The sequence below is a fragment of the Streptomyces rhizoryzae genome (assembly GCF_023155275.1).
GTDB lineage: Bacteria > Actinomycetota > Actinomycetes > Streptomycetales > Streptomycetaceae > Streptomyces > Streptomyces rhizoryzae.
Genome location: NZ_JALMUV010000016.1, coordinates 124,885 through 142,647, shown reverse-complemented (window position 1 = coordinate 142,647; position 17,763 = coordinate 124,885). Strand labels below are relative to the sequence as shown.

Below are 17,763 nucleotides of genomic sequence, written 5' to 3'. Positions count from 1 at the left end.
GGTGGAGGGCCGGGCTGCTCTCGCATTCGGGGAGGGCGCCCGGGGAGGTGGCGGGCGCGGGAGCCGGTGGGTGCTCGTTTCGCTGGCTGCCGAGTCGCCGACTACCGAGCTGACGATGCGCCAGGTGTTCATCGTTCGGCGGTAGTTGGTGGTACGGGCAGCGTTCCGCGGCCGGGCGGACGAGCCGCAAGGGGCGGCAGGGGGGCCACGGGGGTCGGTCGGGTGCCCACCGGACGGCCTGGCGTCCGTGCGCTGCTGCCTCTGTGTCGGCGGAGTGCCGGCCCCGGGCCACCTTCCGGCGACCGTCGCCGCGTGGGGCGACCGCTACGGGATGCCTCAACTCGCCTTTACCGCCGCACCGTTCGCGGGGTCCGACGAGCAAGTACCGATGGTCGAGGGGTGGCGCTTCTCCGGGAGGCGCCTGGGGGACGGCCCGGTCTGGTCCCGGAGAGGTGGCGGGACCTGACGGCGTAGCAGCGCCGGGCCGCCGCCGAGCCGCCGCCGGGCCGCCGACCGGGCTGCGCGCGCCACGGGGAGGCCGTGGGGCGCCAAGGCCGGGCGCGCCGAGACGGACGGCCGGGGCCATGCGCTCGGGCACCGGCGGGTGGGCCGGGGCGGGCGGCCCCGCAGGGGCACCGGCGAGGGGCCGGCGGCCGGCGGGCCGCTCGGGTCACTCGGCGCCGGCCCGCAGCGCTTCCTGGACGATCGCCTCCAGGCGGGCGTGATGGGCCCCGCGCCAGTAGACCCGCCCGCACGAGGTGCACTGCGCGAAGACGTCGTACGTGCGCTGCGTACCGTGCTGGAGCTGCTCCTGCACGGCGTCCTTGTCGGCCGCGGCGAGACGGCCGTTGCAGGCGGTGCAGCGGGTCCACGGGGCGAGGTCGGGGGCGAACCGGCCCAGCACGTCCCGGAGTTGGTCGTCCGGGCGGTCGCTGTAGACGTAGGCACCCGCCCAGATCTCCCGGCGCTGGAGCAGACCGCGGTCCCGGGAGAGCAGCACCCGGCGCTCCTGGGCGGAGAGCGCCGCCAGGGCCGCGTCGCCCGGGTCCTCGTTGGTGTACGCCGCATCGACGCCCAGCAGCCGCAGCCGGCGGGCCAGGGTGCCCAGGTGCACATCGAGCAGGAACCGCAGCGGTGCGCCGGGGACGCGCTGCGGACGCTCCACGGCACGCACCTCGATGCGTTCGCCGTGGCGCGGCACGTGCGAGACCGGTACCTCCGCGCCGTCCACGACCAGCTGCCCGACCTCGGTGAGCGGTACGCCCAGTGACTCGACGACATGGCCGAGCGTCGAGGAGCCGTCGGTCACCAGTGGCGTACCGGCGGCGGCGCGCTCGGCGCCGACGAAAAGATGCAGCTCAGGGGCGAAACTCAGGGCGATCTCGGGACCGTTCACGTCGCACAGCATGGCATCGCGCGGGTCGTCGCGGCCACCGGTTTCCACGGTGCGGCGGCCTGATTCCGCAATGCGACCGCCGGGCTCCGAGCTCCGGGCCCCGGGGGCGCGGGAACCGGGGACGGTCCGGAGCGCCACATACGGACCGTAGTGGTCGGTGGCACGGATTGTGCGCGGTGGAGCAGGACCGGTCCGCCCGCCGCCCCTAGCCTCACCTGCACATCAAGCAACGACGGACCCATCGGTCACAGCAGCGACACCAATGAGGGGCGGCACCGGTGAACTGGCTCATCCACGACTACCGCGAGAAGGACCTCGCCGAAGTGGTCCACCTGATCGACTCCACCGCCGAGCTCGGCCAGGAGTCGGTGTTCTCGCTCGCCGAGTGCATCAGCGCGCTGACCTCCCGGCAGCCGGCCGTGGTGGCCGTCCACCAGGGCACTCCCATCGGCGCGGCGCTGGCCTGTGTGGCCGGTGAACGCGGCTGGGTGATGCGGATCGCGATCTCCTCGGCGTGGCGCGGCCGGGGGCTGGCCAGTGCGCTGCTGGTCGAGCTGGAACGGCGCCTGGTCGCCGCCCGGGTCAGCCGGATCGCGTACGTGCTGCCCGAGGAGGACCTGCTCGGCGAGGGGCTGCTGAACGCCGGCTACACCCGACAGCCGGCGGTCGCGTACTTCGAGAAGGTCGAACCGCACCACGGGCCGGCGGCCAACCTCCTGGAGGACCTGGGCGCGCGGTTCCTGCCGTCCGACCTGTGGGCCCAGGTGGCGGGGATGGAGGCGGAGAAGGACCTGATCGAACGGCGTGTCGTGCTGCCGCTGGCGGAGCCTGAGCGGGCCGCACGGCACGGGGTGCGGCCCCCGCGGGCGATCACCCTGTTCGGCCCGCCGGGGACCGGGAAGACGACCTTCGCCCGGGGGATCGCCGCCCGGCTCGGCTGGCCGTTCGTCGAGCTGCTGCCGTCCCGGCTGGCGGACGAGGGGAATCTGGCGGCGGCGCTGCGGTCGGCGTTCGCCAGGATCGCCGAGCTGGAGCGGGTGCTGGTCTTCATCGACGAGGTGGAGGAGATCGCCCCGGTGCGCAGCGAGCCGGCCCAGCCGGGCGGGCTGCACGGCGTGACCAACGAGCTGCTCAAGCTGATTCCCGGCTTCCGTGAGCAGGACGAACGGCTGCTGGTGTGCGCGACCAACTCCATCCGCTCGCTCGACCCGGCGTTCCTGCGCCCGGGGCGCTTCGACTACCTGATACCGATCGGTACGCCCGATCAGGCCGCCCGGGCGGCGATCTGGTCCCGCTACACCGAAGGCCGCCCCGATGTGGACATTCCGGCGCTGGTCGCGGCCAGTGACCTGTTCACCCCGGCGGACATCGAGCACGCCGCCCGGGTGGCCGCCCAGGCGTCGTTCGAACGGGACCTGGAAGCGGTCGGCACGGGCGACCGCGGCCGGCCCGGCGCGAGCACCGAGGACTACCTCGCCGCGATCGCCCAGAGCCGGCCGACCGTCACCCCCGCGATGATCGACGAGTTCACCGCCGACATCACGGCGCACGCCCGCTGCTGAGTGCACCGGGGAGGGGAGGGCAGCCCCCAAGGCCCGGCGACTGCCGCTGCCCTCCCCTCCCGGTGGCCTCACCCCCACCTCGGCGACCCCGCACGCACTGCGGACGGAGGACGTGCCTCCGCCGCGCCTCCTCCGCTGGGACGACGAAGCGACCCGCCTCGCCTGCCTACGGTGAGAAGCGCAGCCGGACCGGTCCGGGCGGTGCGGAACTGCGCTCAGTGTTGTGGCACAACGACGCGTATCGAGAGTCGAGAGAGGCGGGACGGCATATGCCGGAGAATCCGCAGGCACCACAGGCACGGCAGGCACCGCACGCACCACAGGCACACCGGTCGGAGGCGCAGCAGGAAGCGCAGGGTACGCGGGCCTCACAGGTCTCGCAGGTCTCACAGGTCTCGGAGGCCGCGAAGGTCTCGCAGGACGCCCTCCCCGGCCCGTCCTCGCCTCCGTCCCCGGGAGCCGAGCCGATATCCGACCCCGTATCCGTCCAGGCCGACGCCCCCGGGTCCGCCGCCCTCCCCCTGGTCGACCTGAGCGCCTACGGCAAGGACTTCATCGCCGACCCGTATCCGTACTACGCCAAACTGCGGGCCCAGGGTCCCGTCCACCGGGTGCTCACCCCCTTCGGCCAGGAGGCATGGCTGATCGTCGGCCATGAGGCGGTCCGGACCGCGCTCGCCGATCCCCGCCTGAGCAAGGACTGGAGCGGCGCGCACCTGAAGCGGATCGTCGACGGTCAGGCGCCCCTGTTCACCAACATGCTGGACGCGGACCCGCCGCACCACACCCGGCTGCGGAAGCTGGTGGCGAAGGAGTTCACCCCGCGCCGCGTCGAAGCGCTCCGCCCCCGCGTCCAGCAGCTCACCGACGACCTGCTCGACGCGATGCTGGCCGCGCCGGACGGCCGCGCCGACCTGGTCCAGGCGCTGGCCTTCCCGCTGCCGATGACCGTCATCTGCGAGCTGCTCGGCGTCCCGTCCATGGACCGCGAAGCATTTCGCGCGTGGTCCAGCGAACTGGTCGCACCCACCGGACCGGAGGAGGTGCAGGCCGCCGTCCTGGCCATGTCGGAATACCTCACCGGTCTGATCGAGCACCAGCGCCGCGAACCGGCCGACGGGCTGCTCAGCGCCCTGATCCGAACCAGTGACGAGGACGGCGACCAGCTCTCCCGCGAGGAGTTGATCGGCACCGCGTTCCTGCTGTTGGTCGCCGGCCACGAGACCACCGTCGGCCTGATCTCCAACGGGGTCCGGGCCCTGCTGGCGCACCCGGAGCAACTGGCCGCCCTCCGGGCGGACGGCGGTCTGCTGGAGAACGCGGTGGAGGAGATGCTGCGCTACGACGGTCCGGTGGAGACCGCCACCTGGCGCTTCGCAACCGTCCCGGTGGAGCTCGGTGGCACCGTGATCCCCGCGGGCGCGCCCGTGCTGGTGTCCCTGGCCTCGGCCTCCCGCGACCCCGAACGGTTCGCCGACGCCGATGATTTCGACATCACCCGCGACGCGCGCGGCCACGTCGCCTTCGGCCACGGCATCCACTTCTGCCTCGGCGCCCCGCTGGCACGTCTGGAGGGCCGGATCGCCCTCCGCTCCCTCCTGGACCGCTGTCCCGACCTCGCCCTGGACACCCCCGCCGACGCCCTCACCTGGCGTCCCGGGCTCCTGATGCGCGGACCGGAACGCCTGCCGGTGCGGTGGACGGCGTAGCGGCCGACGGACCGTAAGCGGCCTGTGGTTGGCCTCCTGCCGCGGTAGGGCCCCACTGGCCGTGGTCGGCACGCCGGCCCGGGCACGCGCCTGAGGGGGCCGCCGTTCCGACTGCGGCTGCCCCCGTTGGCCACACCCCGGCCGGACGCCCGCCTCCCCTGTGCGACAGTGTCCCGATGAAGACCATCGGGTTGATCGGCGGAATGAGCTGGGAGTCCACGGCGGAGTACTACCGCCTGCTGAACGAGCTGACGCGCGAGCGCCTCGGCGGGCTGCACTCCGCCAAGTGCGTCCTGTACAGCGTGGACTTCGCGGAGATCGAGCGCCTTCAGACGGAGGGCCGCTGGGACGAAGCCGGCGAGCTGCTGGCCGAGGCCGCCAAGGCGCTGGAAGCCGCGGGCGCCGACCTGTTGCTGATCTGTACCAACACCATGCACAAGGTCGCCGACCGGGTGTCCGCGGCGGTCGGCGTGCCGCTGCTGCACCTCGCCGACACCACCGCGGAAGCCGTGCGCGCCAAGGGACTTCGCCGTATCGGGCTGCTGGGCACCGCCTTCACCATGGAGCAGGACTTCTACCGGGGCCGCCTCGCAGGCCACGGCCTCGACGTGCTCGTCCCGGATGCCGCCGGACGCCGGACCGTCCACCGGGTCATCTACGAGGAGCTGTGCCTCGGCGTCGTCAAGGAGGAGTCCCGCGACGCCTTCCGCTCCGTCATCGACGACCTGATCGCCGCCGGGGCCGAGGGCGTGGTCCTCGGCTGCACCGAGATCGAACTGCTCATCCGCCCCCAGGACAGCCCCGTCCCGGTCTTCCCCACCACCCGACTCCACGCCGAAGCGGCCCTCACCCACGCCTTGGCCACCTCCTGACGGTCCCCGGGCCTGGCCGGGCCTGTCCGGTGGCTTCCTGTCGGCGGGCCCGCTCCCGCCGCCCCTCCAACTCCCGCCCATTCCCGCCGCGTTCGCCCCACACTTCTCGTTCCGTCACCACCCGCGCATGAGGAGCGAGAGGTACGCTGGCGCGGTGTCGCGTAACGAGTTGGAACGGCTGGCCAGGATCCGGATACAGGTCACCGGAGAAAGCCTCGAACGCGCCCTGGCCGTGCTCCGCGGAGACACCACCGCACCAGGCGCCGGGGACGGGCCCGGGGGCGCGGGAGCGGTAGGGGCCCTGGGAGCGGGTCCGGGAGCGAGAGGGGACTCGGGGGCGGTAGGGGCCCCGGGAGCGATAGGGGCTGCCGAAGCGGCCGAGCAAACCGGAGCGGCCGGGCCCGGCGGCGGGACGGGAGACGACCTGGGGCCAGGGGCCGGGGCAGGGGCCGGGACGGGTCCAGAGGCGGAGCCGGGGGCGAGGGCGGAGCCGCGTGCGGGTATCCCTACCGGCCCCGGTATCGAGCCCGGCCTCGGTGTTGGTATCGGCCCCGGCGCCGCCCCTCACCCCGGACACGGGCCCGGAGCGCCCTCCGCGACCGCCTTCCCCGCCCCTCCCCCTTTCCCTACCCCCGCCCCTGCCCCTGCCCCTGGGGCCGTCCCTCCGGCGGAACCCAAGCGGCCGGGCCCACGCCGCCCGCATCCGCATCTCCGCGGCCTCTGACCACCGGCGCGCGGCCCCCGCGCCTCCCGGCCCCCGCCAGCCGGCGCGCCATCCCGCCTCCAGCCACCACGGCGGCCAGGTGCAGCGCCCCCGCCGCCACGAGGTTCTCGGGCAGCGGGACGCCCGCCGGCCTCACCAGCGCCACGGCCACCACTCCCACCAGCTTCCAGCCGCTCCACGCGAACATCGAGCCCGACCCGAGCCACCCGATTCCGCACACCGGCCAGCGCCGCCACCGGGCCGGCCGGGCCCGGGCCAGCACGCCGACGGCAGCGGACGCCGCCAGCGCCCACAGCGCGCTCAGGCCCGTCAGCAGCCCTCCCTCGACGGTCCGCAGCGCCGGGCGGTCGATCCCCCACGCGCCGCCGAGCGCCCAATACAGCCAGACCCCGCCCACCAGGGCACCGAGGACCGCCGGCCACGGCACGGGTCCCCGGCGCCCGTCCCGCAACCGCCCGGCGAACAGCTCCGGCCAACGCCGCCGCGCGTAGCCGGGCAGCGCGACGGCCAGGCCGATCCCCGTCCCCACGAAGCTGTACTGGATCAGCGCGGCCTCCCACCCCGGCAGCACCGGCTCACCGCCCCCGGCCTGGTCACCGGCACCACCCGGCAGCAGCGCGGCACCCACCGCGTACGGCAGGACCGAGACCAGGAACCCGGCGCCCGTCCACCCGCAGAACGCCACCGGCCGCCCCGGTAACCGCAGGCCCCACGGTCGCACCAGGGCCAGCGCCAGCCCGATCCCCAGGGCCGCCATACCCACGGTCACCCCATTGAGCAGCACCCATCCGCCCAGGCCGAACCCCGCGCCGATCGGGAGCACCCCGAGGAGCGCGCCCACCACCCACACCACCTTGACCAGCAGATACGGCACCAACGCCGACGCGGCGCCGTAGGCCGCCCAACGCCCGACACGATCCCAGCGGTCCATCCGGACTCCCCTCCACCAACAGGAGTCCAGCCTCCACCGCCACCGAACCGCCCCACCTCCCCCTCCGGGACCATCCCCTTCCGCCCTGGAGCGGAGCCGGCCGTCCCCCTCACGGACCCCGCAGCGGAACTCACCGACCCTGCTGCTGAGCGCGATACGGCGGGCGGCGGGCCGTACAGGACGAGGCCACCCTCACGGGGCCAGCGCCCTCGCCCGCAACGGCGTCCGGGGCATCTGGTGCCCGCCGCTGGCCAGCATCCGCACCTCGCCCCGATCGCTGATCTCCGCGCGCACGATCCCCGATTCATCCTCGTAGATCGGATACCCGCCCGCACCCGCCTGGTCGGTGCGCCGGACGACCACGACGTCGTCCTCCACCGCGGGGGCCTGAAATACCAGCTCATAGCGTTCCGGGTAATCCATCGGGGCCTCCCGATACTGCTCTGCGGGTACTGCCGCCCAAGGCACCGCCCCGGCCACCGCCTACTTCCGCGGCGCCCCGGCCCTTCCATCGTCACCCACACCCGAGCGCTCCGCCTCACCACAGAGTCATTGAACGAGCAACCAAATCCCTGCCGGCAGTCCGCGTCAACCCACGCTCCTACGCGCACCACCGAAATCCGCGATCAAGGTCGACCCGTGGGTTGACGCCGTGGCAGCCACTCCGCAGCCACAATCAATCCCGAAACCAACCGAGCCACCACCCCACCTCCCCTCACCCCCACCTCCACCGCACTCCCTCCCCCCACACGACTCGGACCACCTCGCCCCACCTCGGCCCCCCACCGCCCGTCAGGCGCGAACTCCCGGAGAAACTGGGCTTCAACCTCACCCGCTCCCGGAAGCTGGACGCCAACAACCAACCCGTCACCAGCCCCATCGACACGACCCTCGACGCCCACATCGCCCAGGCCGTCTGCGGCCAGGGCACGGCCGCCCTCACCGGCGGTCCCACCGCATGCGAAGCCCCGCCCCCACGTCCTACCGCGGGAGCGGGGCGGGTCCGAGAAGCGCCAGCAGCTCGGATGGATACGGCCACTACCGTACGGGCGGCCACTGACACCGCTGTCCCCACACCAGCCCTGGCCTCACGAACACCACCCGATCCGGGGAATGCCCCGATCGGGTGGCTGACCGGCCGAGTCGTTCGAGGCCGGTTCGCGCACTGCCCTGTTGACGGTTCGAGGCCGGACGGACAGGGTGGGGCGAACGCGGAGCGTGTGGGAATGGACACATGCAGACAGCGAGGGGAGGGCGAGGTGCTGACGGTCTGTGCTGGTCAGCGAGTTGAGGGAACGTCACGTCGGGCTGGAGAGAGGGCGCGGGGGCCGTATGGCTGAGGCACGCAGGGATACGTTGTCAGTGGCTGCCCCTAGCATGTCTCACATGTCCCCAACTCCTTCTGACCATACGGGTGCGCCCGTTCCTGCTTCCGAGGCCAACGATTCGATCCGGCGCTTCGTGCGCGCCCGGCACGGGCTGGCCTGGACCGCGCAGGACATGGCGGAGTATGCGGTGCTGCTGGAGATCTGGACCCTGGCGGTACGCGCCGAGGACACCGAGGTCGTCGAAGCCGCCTGAGGGTGCCCCGCGCCCGCGGGCACGAAGTACGTCGGCCCTGGTGCCGCCGCCGCGCAGAGCAGGGCGGCGGCACCAGGGCCGCTCCACCTGCACGTCCGATTCCCGCCAGTCCCGTCGCCCCCGGCCCCGCACACTCGAAGAAACACCCACGCATCCCCATGGCCGGAGGACGCACCATGCCCGTCCACAGCACCCCGCCCAGCCTCCCCGGCACTCCCATCCCTCCCGCTGCTCCCAGCGCTCCCGCCACGACCTACACCACCACCCTCGACAGCCCCCTCGGCGCATTGCGGCTCGTAGGAGTGGAGTCGCCCACCGCCCCCGGCGGCCTCGCCCTCACCTCGCTCGCCATACCGGGGCAGCGCCGCGCTCCCCTTGCCGAAGCCGACTGGATCTGCGACGCGCGCCCGTTCGCGGAGGCACTCCGGCAGCTCCGCGCCTACTTCGGTGGCCGGCTCACCCGTTTCGAGCTCGCGATGCGGACCCGCGGCACAGCATTTCAGGAGCGCGTGTGGCAAGCCCTGGACGCCATTCCGTACGGGACCACGACCACCTACGGCCGGCTCGCCGACACTCCGGGGCTACGAGGCGCCGGCCTCCGCGCCCTGGGAGCCGCCCTCGGCGCGAACCCCCTCCTTCTCGTTCGCCCGTGCCACCGAGTGATCGGCGCGGACGGCACCATGCGCGGGTACGCGGCAGGCGTGGAGCGAAAGATCGCCCTCCTGACGCACGAGGGCGCCCTCCAGCCGACCCTCCTCTGACTGCCCCGCCCTGCTCCCCACCCCGCCTGATCGAGCGGCCGGAGCGAGCAGCACCACCGTCACGGACGCCGGCGCATTGGCTGATCGCACAAGGCCGGATGACGATCGCGCCCCACCCCATGGCACGCTGAAAGTACCGACGCAGCACCACCGGCCCAGCACCAGCAAGGGAAGGCACGCAGCCCATGAGTACCCCGCTCCCCGGCTTCGAGGACATCGGGCGACTCCGCCGCACCGACGCGCGTCGCGGCGCCCACAGCCTCGACGGTGCCCGCGAACTGGGTGGTGCCGACAGGCCGGGCGGTGCCGGCGGGCTGGGCGGTCGTGAAGGGCGGGAGCCGGGACGCAGCGCGGCGGCGGCCGCCGAGCTGGCGGGCCGCACCCGACGGGAAGTGGGGCCCGGCGCGGTCCACCTCCCCCACTGGCTCTCCCCGGCCGAGCAGCGGGAGCTGGTCAGCGCCTGCCGCGACTGGGCGCGCGGCCCGGTACCCATCCGCCACACCCGGCTCCCCCGCGGCGGCGTGATGTCCGTCCAGACCGTGTGCATCGGCTGGCACTGGCAACCGTACGCGTACCGCCGCACCGCCGACGACGTGAACGGCGCCCGGGTCGCGGAATTCCCGGACTGGATGGTCAGGTTGGGCCGCCGGGCCCTGGTCGACGCCTACCAGGACGCCTCGGCCGGCGACGACTACACCCCCGACACCGCGCTGATCAACTTCTACGACAGCGCCGCGAAGCTCGGTATGCATCAGGACAGGGAAGAGCGTTCCAGCGCACCCGTCGTCTCCCTCAGCATCGGCGACAGCTGCGTCTTCCGCTTCGGTAACACGGAGACCCGCACCAGGCCGTACACCGACATCGAGCTGGCCTCGGGAGACCTCTTCGTCTTCGGCGGACCGTCGCGGTTCGCGTACCACGGCGTACCGAAGGTGTACCCGGGCACCGGCGACCCGGCCACAGGGCTGACCGCCGGGCGCCTCAACATCACCATGCGCGTCACCGGCCTCACCTGAACCCCGCCCCGAACGCCCACCAGCCGCCCCTCTACCTCTCCATCGCCGCTTCCGACGGGCACAACGGGCACACGGGACCCATGTGCCGCAGCATCAAGACGCCTGGAGCTCCATAGGCCCTCTGACCTGCGGGAACTGTGCGATCTTCTGATCGGCTGGGAGAGGAGTGGGAATCGGAGGCGCCCACCAGGGGCCCGACTGCCAGACCCTTTCCCACCGTTCCTTCAGAGTCTCTATGATCCGCAACTCCACCCCCGGGGGTGACGTTTTCCGCGAAGTTGGCGATGGGTTGACCGGGCCGACGGGCCCGGCCCGCACCGGGGCCGGAACCCGGGCCGCGGCCAGGGCCGGAGGTCATGGGCGGCGGTGGACCTCGCTCGGCCCTTGCCGGCCGGGCACCAGGACGCCCGTTTCGTAGGCGACCACCACCGCGTGGGTGCGGTTGTCGGCGTTCAGCTTGGCCAGGACGTTCCCCACATGGGTCTTGACCGTCTCCAGGCGCACCGCCATCTGCCGGGCGATCTGCTGGTTGGCCAGGCCCTGTGCCATCAGGCGCAGGGTCTGCTCCTCCCGCGCGGTGAGGGAGGCGGCGCCGGTGCCTCCCACGGCGCGGGGCGGGGGCGCGGGCTGCTGCTGGGCGGCGAGGCGCCGGACCGCGTTCGGGAAGAGGAGGGAGTCGCCCTGGGCCACCGTCCTTATGGCCTGGGCGAGTTGGGCGACGGGTGCGCGTTTGCGGATGAAGCCGTCGGCGCCGGCCAGCAGCGCGTCCCAGACATAGCTGTCGTTCTCGAAGGTGGTGATGACGACGACCTTGGGCGGGTCGGCCAGTTCGGCGTGCAGGCGTTTGGTGGCCTCGATCCCGTCGAGCCGGGGCATCCGGACGTCCATCAGCACCACGCGCGGGCGCAGGCGCCGCACGAGGGGCAGGACCTCGGTGCCGTCCGATGCCTCGCCGACCACCTCCAGACCGGGCTGTAGGGAGAGGAGGGCGCGCAGGCCGGCGCGGGTCAGTTCCTCGTCGTCCACGACCAGGACGGACAGCGGTGCCGCGGCGTCGTCGGCGGGCGGGTCGCCGGGCAGGTCGGGGGCGGGGTGGGCGGCGGTCATGCGTGCGGTCCCAGGGGGAGGTCGGCGGTGACCTGCCAGTGCCCGTCTCCGGTGGGGCCCGCGGAGAGTTCTCCGCGCAGCAGCCGCACGCGTTCGCCGAGCCCCTCCAGACCGTGGCCCGGTCGCGGCGCGCGGGCGGTGGGGGGCGTGGTGCGGAGCGGGTTGGTCACCACCAGGCGGAGCCGGTCGCCGCGGGCGGTGACACCCAGGCGGATGCCGTCCGTCCCGCCGTGCTTGAGTGTGTTGGTCAGGCACTCCTGGAGGATGCGGTACGCCTCGCGGGACACGGTGGCCGGTACGTGCCCCAGGTCGCCCCGCGTCTCCACGGTCAGCGCGGCGCCGGTCCGGCGGATCCGCTCGGCCAGCACGTCCAGGTCGGCGAGGGTGGGCTGCGGACGGGTGGATGCCGGGGCCTCGCGCAGGATGCCCACCACGTGGTCGAGGTCGTCCATCGCGGCCCGCGAGGTCTCCTCGATGCTGCTGAGGGCGCGGCGGGCCGCCTGCGGATCCCGGTCCAGCAACTCCCGGGCCACGGCTGCCTGGATGGTCGAGGCCGTCAGGGTGTGGCCGATGGAGTCGTGGAGTTCCTGGGCGAGCCGGTTGCGCTGCGCCAGCGTCCGCGACCGGGCCTCGGCCGCGGCGGCCCGTTCCGCGGGGCCCGGACCGAGCAGAACGGGGGCCAGGCGCCGCAGCAGGGCCGTTCCGGCCCAGGCACTCCCCGCGGCTGCCAGCAGACACGCGGCGGCCGCGAGAAGGGTCCAGGCACCCGCCGGACCGCGCGGCGCGGACGCGGTGAACCAGAAGAGCGCCATCTCGCCCTCGCCGGTCAGCCATGCGGAAGGCAACACGAGGGCGACCATCAGGCACAGACCGGTCGTCGTCACCACCACGCCACCGACGGCCGTATGCACCGGCAGCCACGCCGCCGCCCGCAGCCGGTCGCCGAACGAGCGGGGCGGCCCCAGCGGCCGGGGCAGTTCCGTGCCCAGCAGCCCGTTGGCCAGCCGGACGCCCGCCCGTCGTACGCCGTGCGGCAGGCCCATGGCCCAGGCCGCGATGACGCACGCCACGAGGAACACCGGCACCCGGGCCCCGGCCGGAAGACCGGTCCGGGCGACCACAAGTACCGCCGTGCTGACGGACATTGCCGCCACGCCGACGGGAATTGCCGCCATGGCACCCACACCGGCGAACAGCCACCCTCGCACCTGGACCCGCACCACCACCGACCCCCTGATCACCTCGCGCATGAGCCGCATGCTACGGATCCACGCCGCTGCCCACCTCCCCCGATGGAGCCAGACAGCACCCCCGCGAACGAGCGGCCGCCCCGTGGCTCAGATCGGTGATGTGCCGGGTGGTGGTGGGTGAGACGGTGAGCCCCGCCCGGCCCGGGAGGCGCGGCGGCCCGATGGCCCGGCCGTCTGCGCGGGGGCTGTTGGTCCCGGTCGGCCGCAGCCGACGCGGTGGAGGCCCACGAGCCGAGCTGTGCCCAGCCGGGACGTGGCGACGCCCACCGGCACGTACCGCCGTGCACCGGCATCCACCGACACGACATGAGGCAGGTCGAGATGAGACCAGACAACGAAACTTCTGCACCAGTGGCGCCCCCGACACCGCAAGCCCCAGCCCCCCTCGGCGACAGCTCGACCCGCCGCAAAGGGGTGGCCGTCTTCCTGGCGCTTTCCTTCGGAGGAGCCTGGGCGTGGCTGTGGTGCGCGACGGCCCTCCTCGGTCTCTCGCCCCTCCATCCCTTGCTCCAGCTCCCGTTCGCCTGCATGCCCGGCATCGCGGCTGTGGTGGTACGGCGGTGGGTGACCCGGGAGGGCTTCGCCGACGCGGGGCTGCGACTCCGCCTGAGGGCGGCCTGGTCCTCCTACCTGGCCGCCTGGCTCGGTCCCGCCGCCCTCGCCCTGTGCACCCTCGGTCTCGCCGCCCTCCTCGGCCTGTGGCACCCCCACCTGTCCGGCCCCGGCGGAATTCTCCCCGGCGCCGCCTCCCTCTGGTCCGTGCTGGGCCTGATGCTGGTCGCGCTGGTGCTCACCCCGCTGTACTGCGGCGAGGAGTTCGGCTGGACCAGCTACCTCAGGCCCCGGCTGTTCGGCGGCGCGCCTGTTCCCTCCTCCCTCGCCACAGGGCTGATATGGGCGGTCTGGCACTTCCCGCTCGCGTTCATCGGCTACATCGACTTCCCGAACGTGCTGCTGGGCCTGCTGCTGTGGACGATCTCCTTCCTGCTCCAGGAGGTCATCCTCCTCTGGCTCTACACCCGCAGCGGCAGTGTCTGGGTGGCCAGCCTGGCCCACGCCGGCAACAACATGGTGTTGTCCCTCGTGCTGAGCCAGACACTTGAGAGGGAGGCGGGGCTCGGCCCGGACTGGACCACCGTCCTCCCGGCGGTCCCGATGGCGGCCGTCTGCCTGGCCATCGCGGCGAGGTCCCGCCGGCTGCGGCCGTAGCGTCGCCCCGCGGGCGTCACCAGCTGGTCCGAGGCCGAGGAGCAGGCGGAGTACGGCGAGGAGCCGTGGGTTTCGACGGGACCGGGCCCGCCATTCCCGCAGCCCTGCGCGCCCGGTACGTCAGCAGGTGGGGAAACCGCCCGGAAGGCGGGGCCGGGCGTCCCCTCATGAGCCGCTGTCCCGGGAAGACCGGGGCGAGGCGGTCACCGGCGACGGCGCGGCGGCGTCAGTGGCGGCCCTGACGAAGGCGCGAACCCGCTCGGTGGTGTTCCCCGCCGACCGGATCAGTCAGACCTGCCTTCCTGGGGCGGCGGTCACGCCACGGCAGTCAGTTCGTCGACCTCCGCGTCGCTCAGCCTCAGGGACGCCGCCGCCAGGTTCTCCTCCAGGTGCGCGACCTTGGAGGTCCCGGGGATGGGCAGGACGACGCCGGAGCGGGCCAGCAGCCAGGCCAGCGCCACCTGCGACGAGCCGGCGTTGTGAGCGGTCGCGATCCGGTCCACCGAGCCGCCGGAGCGGGCCAGCTCGCCCGCGGCCACCGGCGCCCAGGGAATGAAACCGATGCCGTGGCGGGTGCAGTACTCCAGGACGTCAGCGGAGCCGCGGTCGGTGAGGTTGTAGCGGTTCTGCACGGTGGCTATTTCCACGATCGTGCGGGCCTGCTGGATCTGGCCGACCGTGACCTGGGACAGTCCGATCGCGACGATCTTGCCCTCGTCCTGGAGCCTCTTCAGCTCGCCGACCTGGTCCTCCAACGGGACCTTCGGATCGATGCGGTGCAACTGGAACAGGTCGATGTGATCCACGCCGAGCCGGCGCAGACTCATCAGGGCCTGCTGGCGCAGGTACTCGGGGCGGCCCACCGGCGGCCACGCGGCTGGACCGAGGCGCACCAGTCCCTCGTCGGTTCTGATCACGTCGGGCCCGTTGCGGGTCAGCCCGGCCTTGGTCGCGATCAGCACGTCATCACGGTAGGGATGGATCGCCTCCCGGATGATCTCCTCGCTCACATACGGGCCGTAGGAGTCCGCGGTGTCGATCAGCTGCACGCCGAGTTCGACGGCGCGGCGCACCACGCGCACGCACTCCTGACGGTCGTCGGGCTCACCCCACACCCCGAGTCCGGTCAGGCGCATGGCGCCGAAACCGAGACGGGCGACTTTCTTGCCGGCGATCTCGAAGGTGCCGGCGGCGTCGGAAAGCGCAGTCATGATCGGGGTTCTCCTTCTTCTGCGGCAGTGGCCTGGTCCGTCAGGACCACTTCCTGCTCGGACAGCTGACCGAGCAGGACCAGGGCGTCGGCGCTGGCGCTGCCGGGTTCCGGGCTGTAGACGGACAGGTGCTGTCCGGGGGCGCTGGTGACAGCGAGTGCCTCGAAGTGCAGATGTATCTCACCCACCTGTGGGTGCCTGAAGTGCTTGTCCTCGTGCGTACGGGGCAGGACCTCGTAGTGCGCCCACAAGCCCGTGAACGCGGGGCTGCACACGCTCAGTTCGCCGACGACCCGCTCGATCCGCCCGTCCTTCGGGAACTGCGAGGAGGCCGCCCGAAGGTTGCCCACCGCGATCCGCGCCGCGTGGTCCCAGTCGGCGTAGAACTCGCGCGCGAAGGGATCGAGGAAGATCATCCGCAGCAGGTTGTCGTACCGGGCGAAACCTCCGTACAGCTCCCGCGCCAACGCGTTGGCCGCCAGCACGTCCTGCGCCGCTCCCACCACGAAGGCCGGCACTTCACGCATGCCGTCCATCAGCCGCAGCAATTCCGGAGCGACGTTCGCCGTGGTTGCCGTCGTCTCGAAGACGGACAAGCCCAACCGGAAGAGATGGGTGGCCGCCGCGTCGTTCAGCCGCAGTGCCCCGGCGATCGCCCGCAGCACCTGCTCCGACGGGTGCCGCTCCCGGCCCTGCTCCAGCCGGATGTAGTAGTCCGTGCTCATCCCGGCCAGCAGCGCCACTTCATCACGCCGCAGCCCCGGCACCCGCCGCACCCCGTCATCGGGCAGACCGACATCCGCTGGCGCGACCGCCGCACGGCGGGCTCGCAGGTAGTCGCCGAGCTCGTTCACGCTTTCCATGACAGCCACGCTAACCACGGACGGACGCCGGGGCGTGGGTGCGCTGCACCCACCCGAGCAGGACAGTCGAGCACGCATCCGCGGATAGCCGCAGCACACCCTCCCACGCCCGCGGCCGCGCTCGTAGCGTCGGTGCCGTCCCCAGTCACCGCGCTGCGACCGCACTCCGGTGTCGCCTCTGCCGTCCCCATCCCGGGCAGGTCGAGGAAGCCGTCGCGGCAGCCGTGACGGCTTCCTCGACCTCGGAACCGGAGTCCCTTCATGCCCGAAGCCTTTGCCAGCGCTGTCATCCCGGCCCGGGTCACCAAGGTGTGGCGCGTCGTCCGCGACTTCGGTGGCCTGGCCACCTGGCAGCCGGCCGTCGCCGACTGCGTCCTGTCGGACGTACAGGCACCCGACCGCGTCGGTTGCGTCCGCACTCTGTCCATGGCCGACGGGGAGACCGTGGTGGAGTCCCTCCTGGCACTGGACGACCATTCACGGTCCCTGACCTATGGCATCGTCAGCTCCCCCTACCCAGTGCAGTGCTACCGAGCCACCATGCGGGTTCTGCCTCTTACCGCCACCGATGAGACGTTCGTCGGTTGGTCGGTGAACTTCGACTGCGACCAGGCCCACGCCGACGAGCTTGCGAGAAGCTTCCGGACCGACATCTTCGCAGCTGGACTGCGAGGCTTGGCCTGCCACTGCTACACACTGTGATCGCCGGTTGGGCTTCTCCCACACAGCGCTCCATGCCCGTGGGCCGCGGCTGGTCCTGACCTGCGGACCGGCGTCGCAAGGAAGGGGTCACCCGATATCCAGCCAGGTCCAAGAGCAGGACGGACTCTCCAGGGTGGACGAAGCCCAGCGTGGAGAGCGCAGCCGCAGGTGCCCTTGACCGACCGGCACGGCCCGCGCACTCCACGAGGCGGACCCGGCCGACAACGCTCCGGCCGTCACCCCACGTGCGGGAAGGCGGGCGTTCGGGCCGCCGCGCGTGCACATGACGATGCCGGCCTCCGTGAGCACACGGTAGACGGTCCCGTACGACTCGGTGGCTGTGGTAGATCTCCGCAGCGCAGCGGACCCACGGGGAGTCCGCATGCCGCAGCGGCCATCCAGGTGTGTCGGACGGGCCGGATGATCGCTGCGTACACCGGGGAGTCCGTACGGCTGCTGATCTCCGATCTTGCGGTATCCCCACGCCTCGTAGCGCGCTTGAAGGGCTCCGTCACCCATGGCCGGGTTCACGAGCAGCGTGACCCGCTCTTCGCACCGATGCGCCAGCCAGGTCCCGTGCAGGTGCCAGGCGGTCGCTCCGCCCCTCCACGGCTTGCGGAGCTACCTGCGACGACGCGGCATCGCCTGCACGTTCCCGGAGCGGATTGACCAGATCAACGGGCGCCTCCGCCGCGGTGAAGCCCGATGCCGGCTCGACCGGGGCGCCTACCGCAGGCGGAACGTCGTCGAGCGCTGCTTTCGCCGGCTCGAGCAGAACCGAGCCCTGGCCACCCGCTACGACAAACGAGCCGTCCACTACCAAGCCATGGTCACCCTCGCCTGCCGCCGACTCCGGCTCCCATGACGTT

General features: G+C 72.7%; 15 protein-coding genes and 1 pseudogene. 9 read left to right on the top strand and 7 right to left on the bottom strand.

What is annotated here, in order from left to right:
- Positions 1 to 670: 670 nt before the first annotated feature.
- A complete protein-coding gene (locus tag MUU72_RS15725) occupies positions 671 to 1,396 on the bottom strand; it encodes a Mut7-C RNAse domain-containing protein (protein ID WP_248013871.1) in 726 nt (241 codons plus the stop codon).
- A 278-nt stretch (positions 1,397 to 1,674) separates the two neighbouring features.
- Here MUU72_RS15725 and MUU72_RS15720 point away from each other — a divergent pair, with 278 nt between their 5' ends.
- The 3 genes from MUU72_RS15720 to MUU72_RS15710 all read left to right on the top strand — a co-directional run bounded on the left by MUU72_RS15720 (position 1,675) and on the right by MUU72_RS15710 (position 5,539).
- A complete protein-coding gene (locus tag MUU72_RS15720) occupies positions 1,675 to 2,958 on the top strand; it encodes an ATP-binding protein (protein WP_248013870.1) in 1,284 nt (427 codons plus the stop codon).
- 269 nt (positions 2,959 to 3,227) lie between these two features.
- Positions 3,228 to 4,667 (top strand): cytochrome P450 family protein, encoded by a 1,440-nt coding sequence (locus MUU72_RS15715; protein ID WP_248013869.1) that lies wholly within the window; start codon positions 3,228 to 3,230, stop codon positions 4,665 to 4,667.
- A gap of 176 nt (positions 4,668 to 4,843) precedes the next feature.
- On the top strand, positions 4,844 to 5,539 hold the full coding sequence (locus MUU72_RS15710) for an aspartate/glutamate racemase family protein (RefSeq protein WP_248013868.1): 696 nt from the start codon (positions 4,844 to 4,846) through the stop codon (positions 5,537 to 5,539).
- A 626-nt stretch (positions 5,540 to 6,165) separates the two neighbouring features.
- On the opposite strand, the gene MUU72_RS15705 is transcribed toward MUU72_RS15710, so the two are convergent.
- Positions 6,166 to 7,194, bottom strand: a complete 1,029-nt coding sequence (locus MUU72_RS15705; RefSeq protein WP_248013867.1) for a hypothetical protein — start codon at positions 7,192 to 7,194, stop codon at positions 6,166 to 6,168.
- Positions 7,195 to 7,386: 192 nt separating this feature from the next.
- Positions 7,387 to 7,617 (bottom strand): DUF6296 family protein, encoded by a 231-nt coding sequence (locus MUU72_RS15700; protein ID WP_248013866.1) that lies wholly within the window; start codon positions 7,615 to 7,617, stop codon positions 7,387 to 7,389.
- Between the two features lie 963 nt (positions 7,618 to 8,580).
- Here MUU72_RS15700 and MUU72_RS15695 point away from each other — a divergent pair.
- The 3 genes from MUU72_RS15695 (at position 8,581) to MUU72_RS15685 (ending at position 10,552) form a co-directional block, all read left to right on the top strand.
- The gene (locus MUU72_RS15695; RefSeq protein ID WP_248013865.1) at positions 8,581 to 8,775 is read left to right on the top strand and encodes a hypothetical protein; all 195 of its coding nucleotides are present in this window, start codon (positions 8,581 to 8,583) and stop codon (positions 8,773 to 8,775) included.
- Between the two features lie 176 nt (positions 8,776 to 8,951).
- The gene (locus MUU72_RS15690; protein ID WP_248013864.1) at positions 8,952 to 9,536 is read left to right on the top strand and encodes a methylated-DNA--[protein]-cysteine S-methyltransferase; all 585 of its coding nucleotides are present in this window, start codon (positions 8,952 to 8,954) and stop codon (positions 9,534 to 9,536) included.
- 368 nt (positions 9,537 to 9,904) lie between these two features.
- The gene (locus MUU72_RS15685) at positions 9,905 to 10,552 is read left to right on the top strand and encodes an alpha-ketoglutarate-dependent dioxygenase AlkB family protein (protein WP_248013877.1); all 648 of its coding nucleotides are present in this window, start codon (positions 9,905 to 9,907) and stop codon (positions 10,550 to 10,552) included.
- A 354-nt stretch (positions 10,553 to 10,906) separates the two neighbouring features.
- On the opposite strand, the gene MUU72_RS15680 is transcribed toward MUU72_RS15685, so the two are convergent.
- The gene (locus MUU72_RS15680; RefSeq protein ID WP_248013863.1) at positions 10,907 to 11,659 is read right to left on the bottom strand and encodes a response regulator transcription factor; all 753 of its coding nucleotides are present in this window, start codon (positions 11,657 to 11,659) and stop codon (positions 10,907 to 10,909) included.
- Entirely contained in the window at positions 11,656 to 12,909 is a 1,254-nt protein-coding gene (locus tag MUU72_RS15675; RefSeq protein WP_248013862.1) for a sensor histidine kinase, read from the bottom strand. The genes MUU72_RS15680 and MUU72_RS15675 overlap by 4 nt, the downstream gene beginning before the upstream one ends.
- Positions 12,910 to 13,437: 528 nt before the next feature.
- Between MUU72_RS15675 and MUU72_RS15670 the strand changes: the two genes are divergently transcribed.
- Entirely contained in the window at positions 13,438 to 14,118 is a 681-nt protein-coding gene (locus MUU72_RS15670; protein WP_248013861.1) for a CPBP family intramembrane glutamic endopeptidase, read from the top strand.
- Between the two features lie 314 nt (positions 14,119 to 14,432).
- Here the strand turns inward: MUU72_RS15670 and MUU72_RS15665 are convergent, their stop codons facing one another.
- Together MUU72_RS15665 and MUU72_RS15660 are read right to left on the bottom strand one after the other, a co-directional pair.
- Entirely contained in the window at positions 14,433 to 15,329 is an 897-nt protein-coding gene (locus MUU72_RS15665) for an aldo/keto reductase (protein WP_248013860.1), read from the bottom strand.
- Positions 15,326 to 16,192 (bottom strand): helix-turn-helix domain-containing protein, encoded by an 867-nt coding sequence (locus tag MUU72_RS15660; protein WP_248013859.1) that lies wholly within the window; start codon positions 16,190 to 16,192, stop codon positions 15,326 to 15,328. Before MUU72_RS15660 ends, MUU72_RS15665 begins: the two co-directional genes overlap by 4 nt.
- 261 nt (positions 16,193 to 16,453) lie before the next feature.
- Here MUU72_RS15660 and MUU72_RS15655 point away from each other — a divergent pair, with 261 nt between their 5' ends.
- Both MUU72_RS15655 and MUU72_RS15650 read left to right on the top strand, forming a co-directional pair.
- Positions 16,454 to 16,894 carry an SRPBCC family protein gene (locus tag MUU72_RS15655; RefSeq protein ID WP_248013858.1) on the top strand — a complete coding sequence of 147 codons (441 nt, stop codon included), beginning with the start codon at positions 16,454 to 16,456 and terminating at the stop codon, positions 16,892 to 16,894.
- A 613-nt stretch (positions 16,895 to 17,507) separates the two neighbouring features.
- Positions 17,508 to 17,759: pseudogene (locus MUU72_RS15650) on the top strand (IS5/IS1182 family transposase); the annotation flags it as partial.
- Positions 17,760 to 17,763 lie beyond the last annotated feature (4 nt).

What these genes read in the sequence shown, in the direction of transcription:
- MUU72_RS15680 (WP_248013863.1), bottom strand. Translation starts at nt 11,659, where the DNA reads ATGACCGCCGCCCACCCCGCCCCCGACCTGCCCGGCGACCCGCCCGCC.
- MUU72_RS15710 (WP_248013868.1), top strand. Translation starts at nt 4,844, where the DNA reads ATGAAGACCATCGGGTTGATCGGCGGAATGAGCTGGGAGTCCACGGCG.
- MUU72_RS15670 (WP_248013861.1), top strand. Translation starts at nt 13,438, where the DNA reads ATGCCCGGCATCGCGGCTGTGGTGGTACGGCGGTGGGTGACCCGGGAG.
- MUU72_RS15665 (WP_248013860.1), bottom strand. Translation starts at nt 15,329, where the DNA reads ATGACTGCGCTTTCCGACGCCGCCGGCACCTTCGAGATCGCCGGCAAG.
- MUU72_RS15705 (WP_248013867.1), bottom strand. Translation starts at nt 7,194, where the DNA reads ATGGACCGCTGGGATCGTGTCGGGCGTTGGGCGGCCTACGGCGCCGCG.
- MUU72_RS15700 (WP_248013866.1), bottom strand. Translation starts at nt 7,617, where the DNA reads ATGGATTACCCGGAACGCTATGAGCTGGTATTTCAGGCCCCCGCGGTG.
- MUU72_RS15695 (WP_248013865.1), top strand. Translation starts at nt 8,581, where the DNA reads ATGTCCCCAACTCCTTCTGACCATACGGGTGCGCCCGTTCCTGCTTCC.
- MUU72_RS15690 (WP_248013864.1), top strand. Translation starts at nt 8,952, where the DNA reads ATGCCCGTCCACAGCACCCCGCCCAGCCTCCCCGGCACTCCCATCCCT.
- MUU72_RS15655 (WP_248013858.1), top strand. Translation starts at nt 16,454, where the DNA reads ATGCCCGAAGCCTTTGCCAGCGCTGTCATCCCGGCCCGGGTCACCAAG.
- MUU72_RS15715 (WP_248013869.1), top strand. Translation starts at nt 3,228, where the DNA reads ATGCCGGAGAATCCGCAGGCACCACAGGCACGGCAGGCACCGCACGCA.
- MUU72_RS15660 (WP_248013859.1), bottom strand. Translation starts at nt 16,192, where the DNA reads ATGGAAAGCGTGAACGAGCTCGGCGACTACCTGCGAGCCCGCCGTGCG.
- MUU72_RS15675 (WP_248013862.1), bottom strand. Translation starts at nt 12,909, where the DNA reads ATGCGCGAGGTGATCAGGGGGTCGGTGGTGGTGCGGGTCCAGGTGCGA.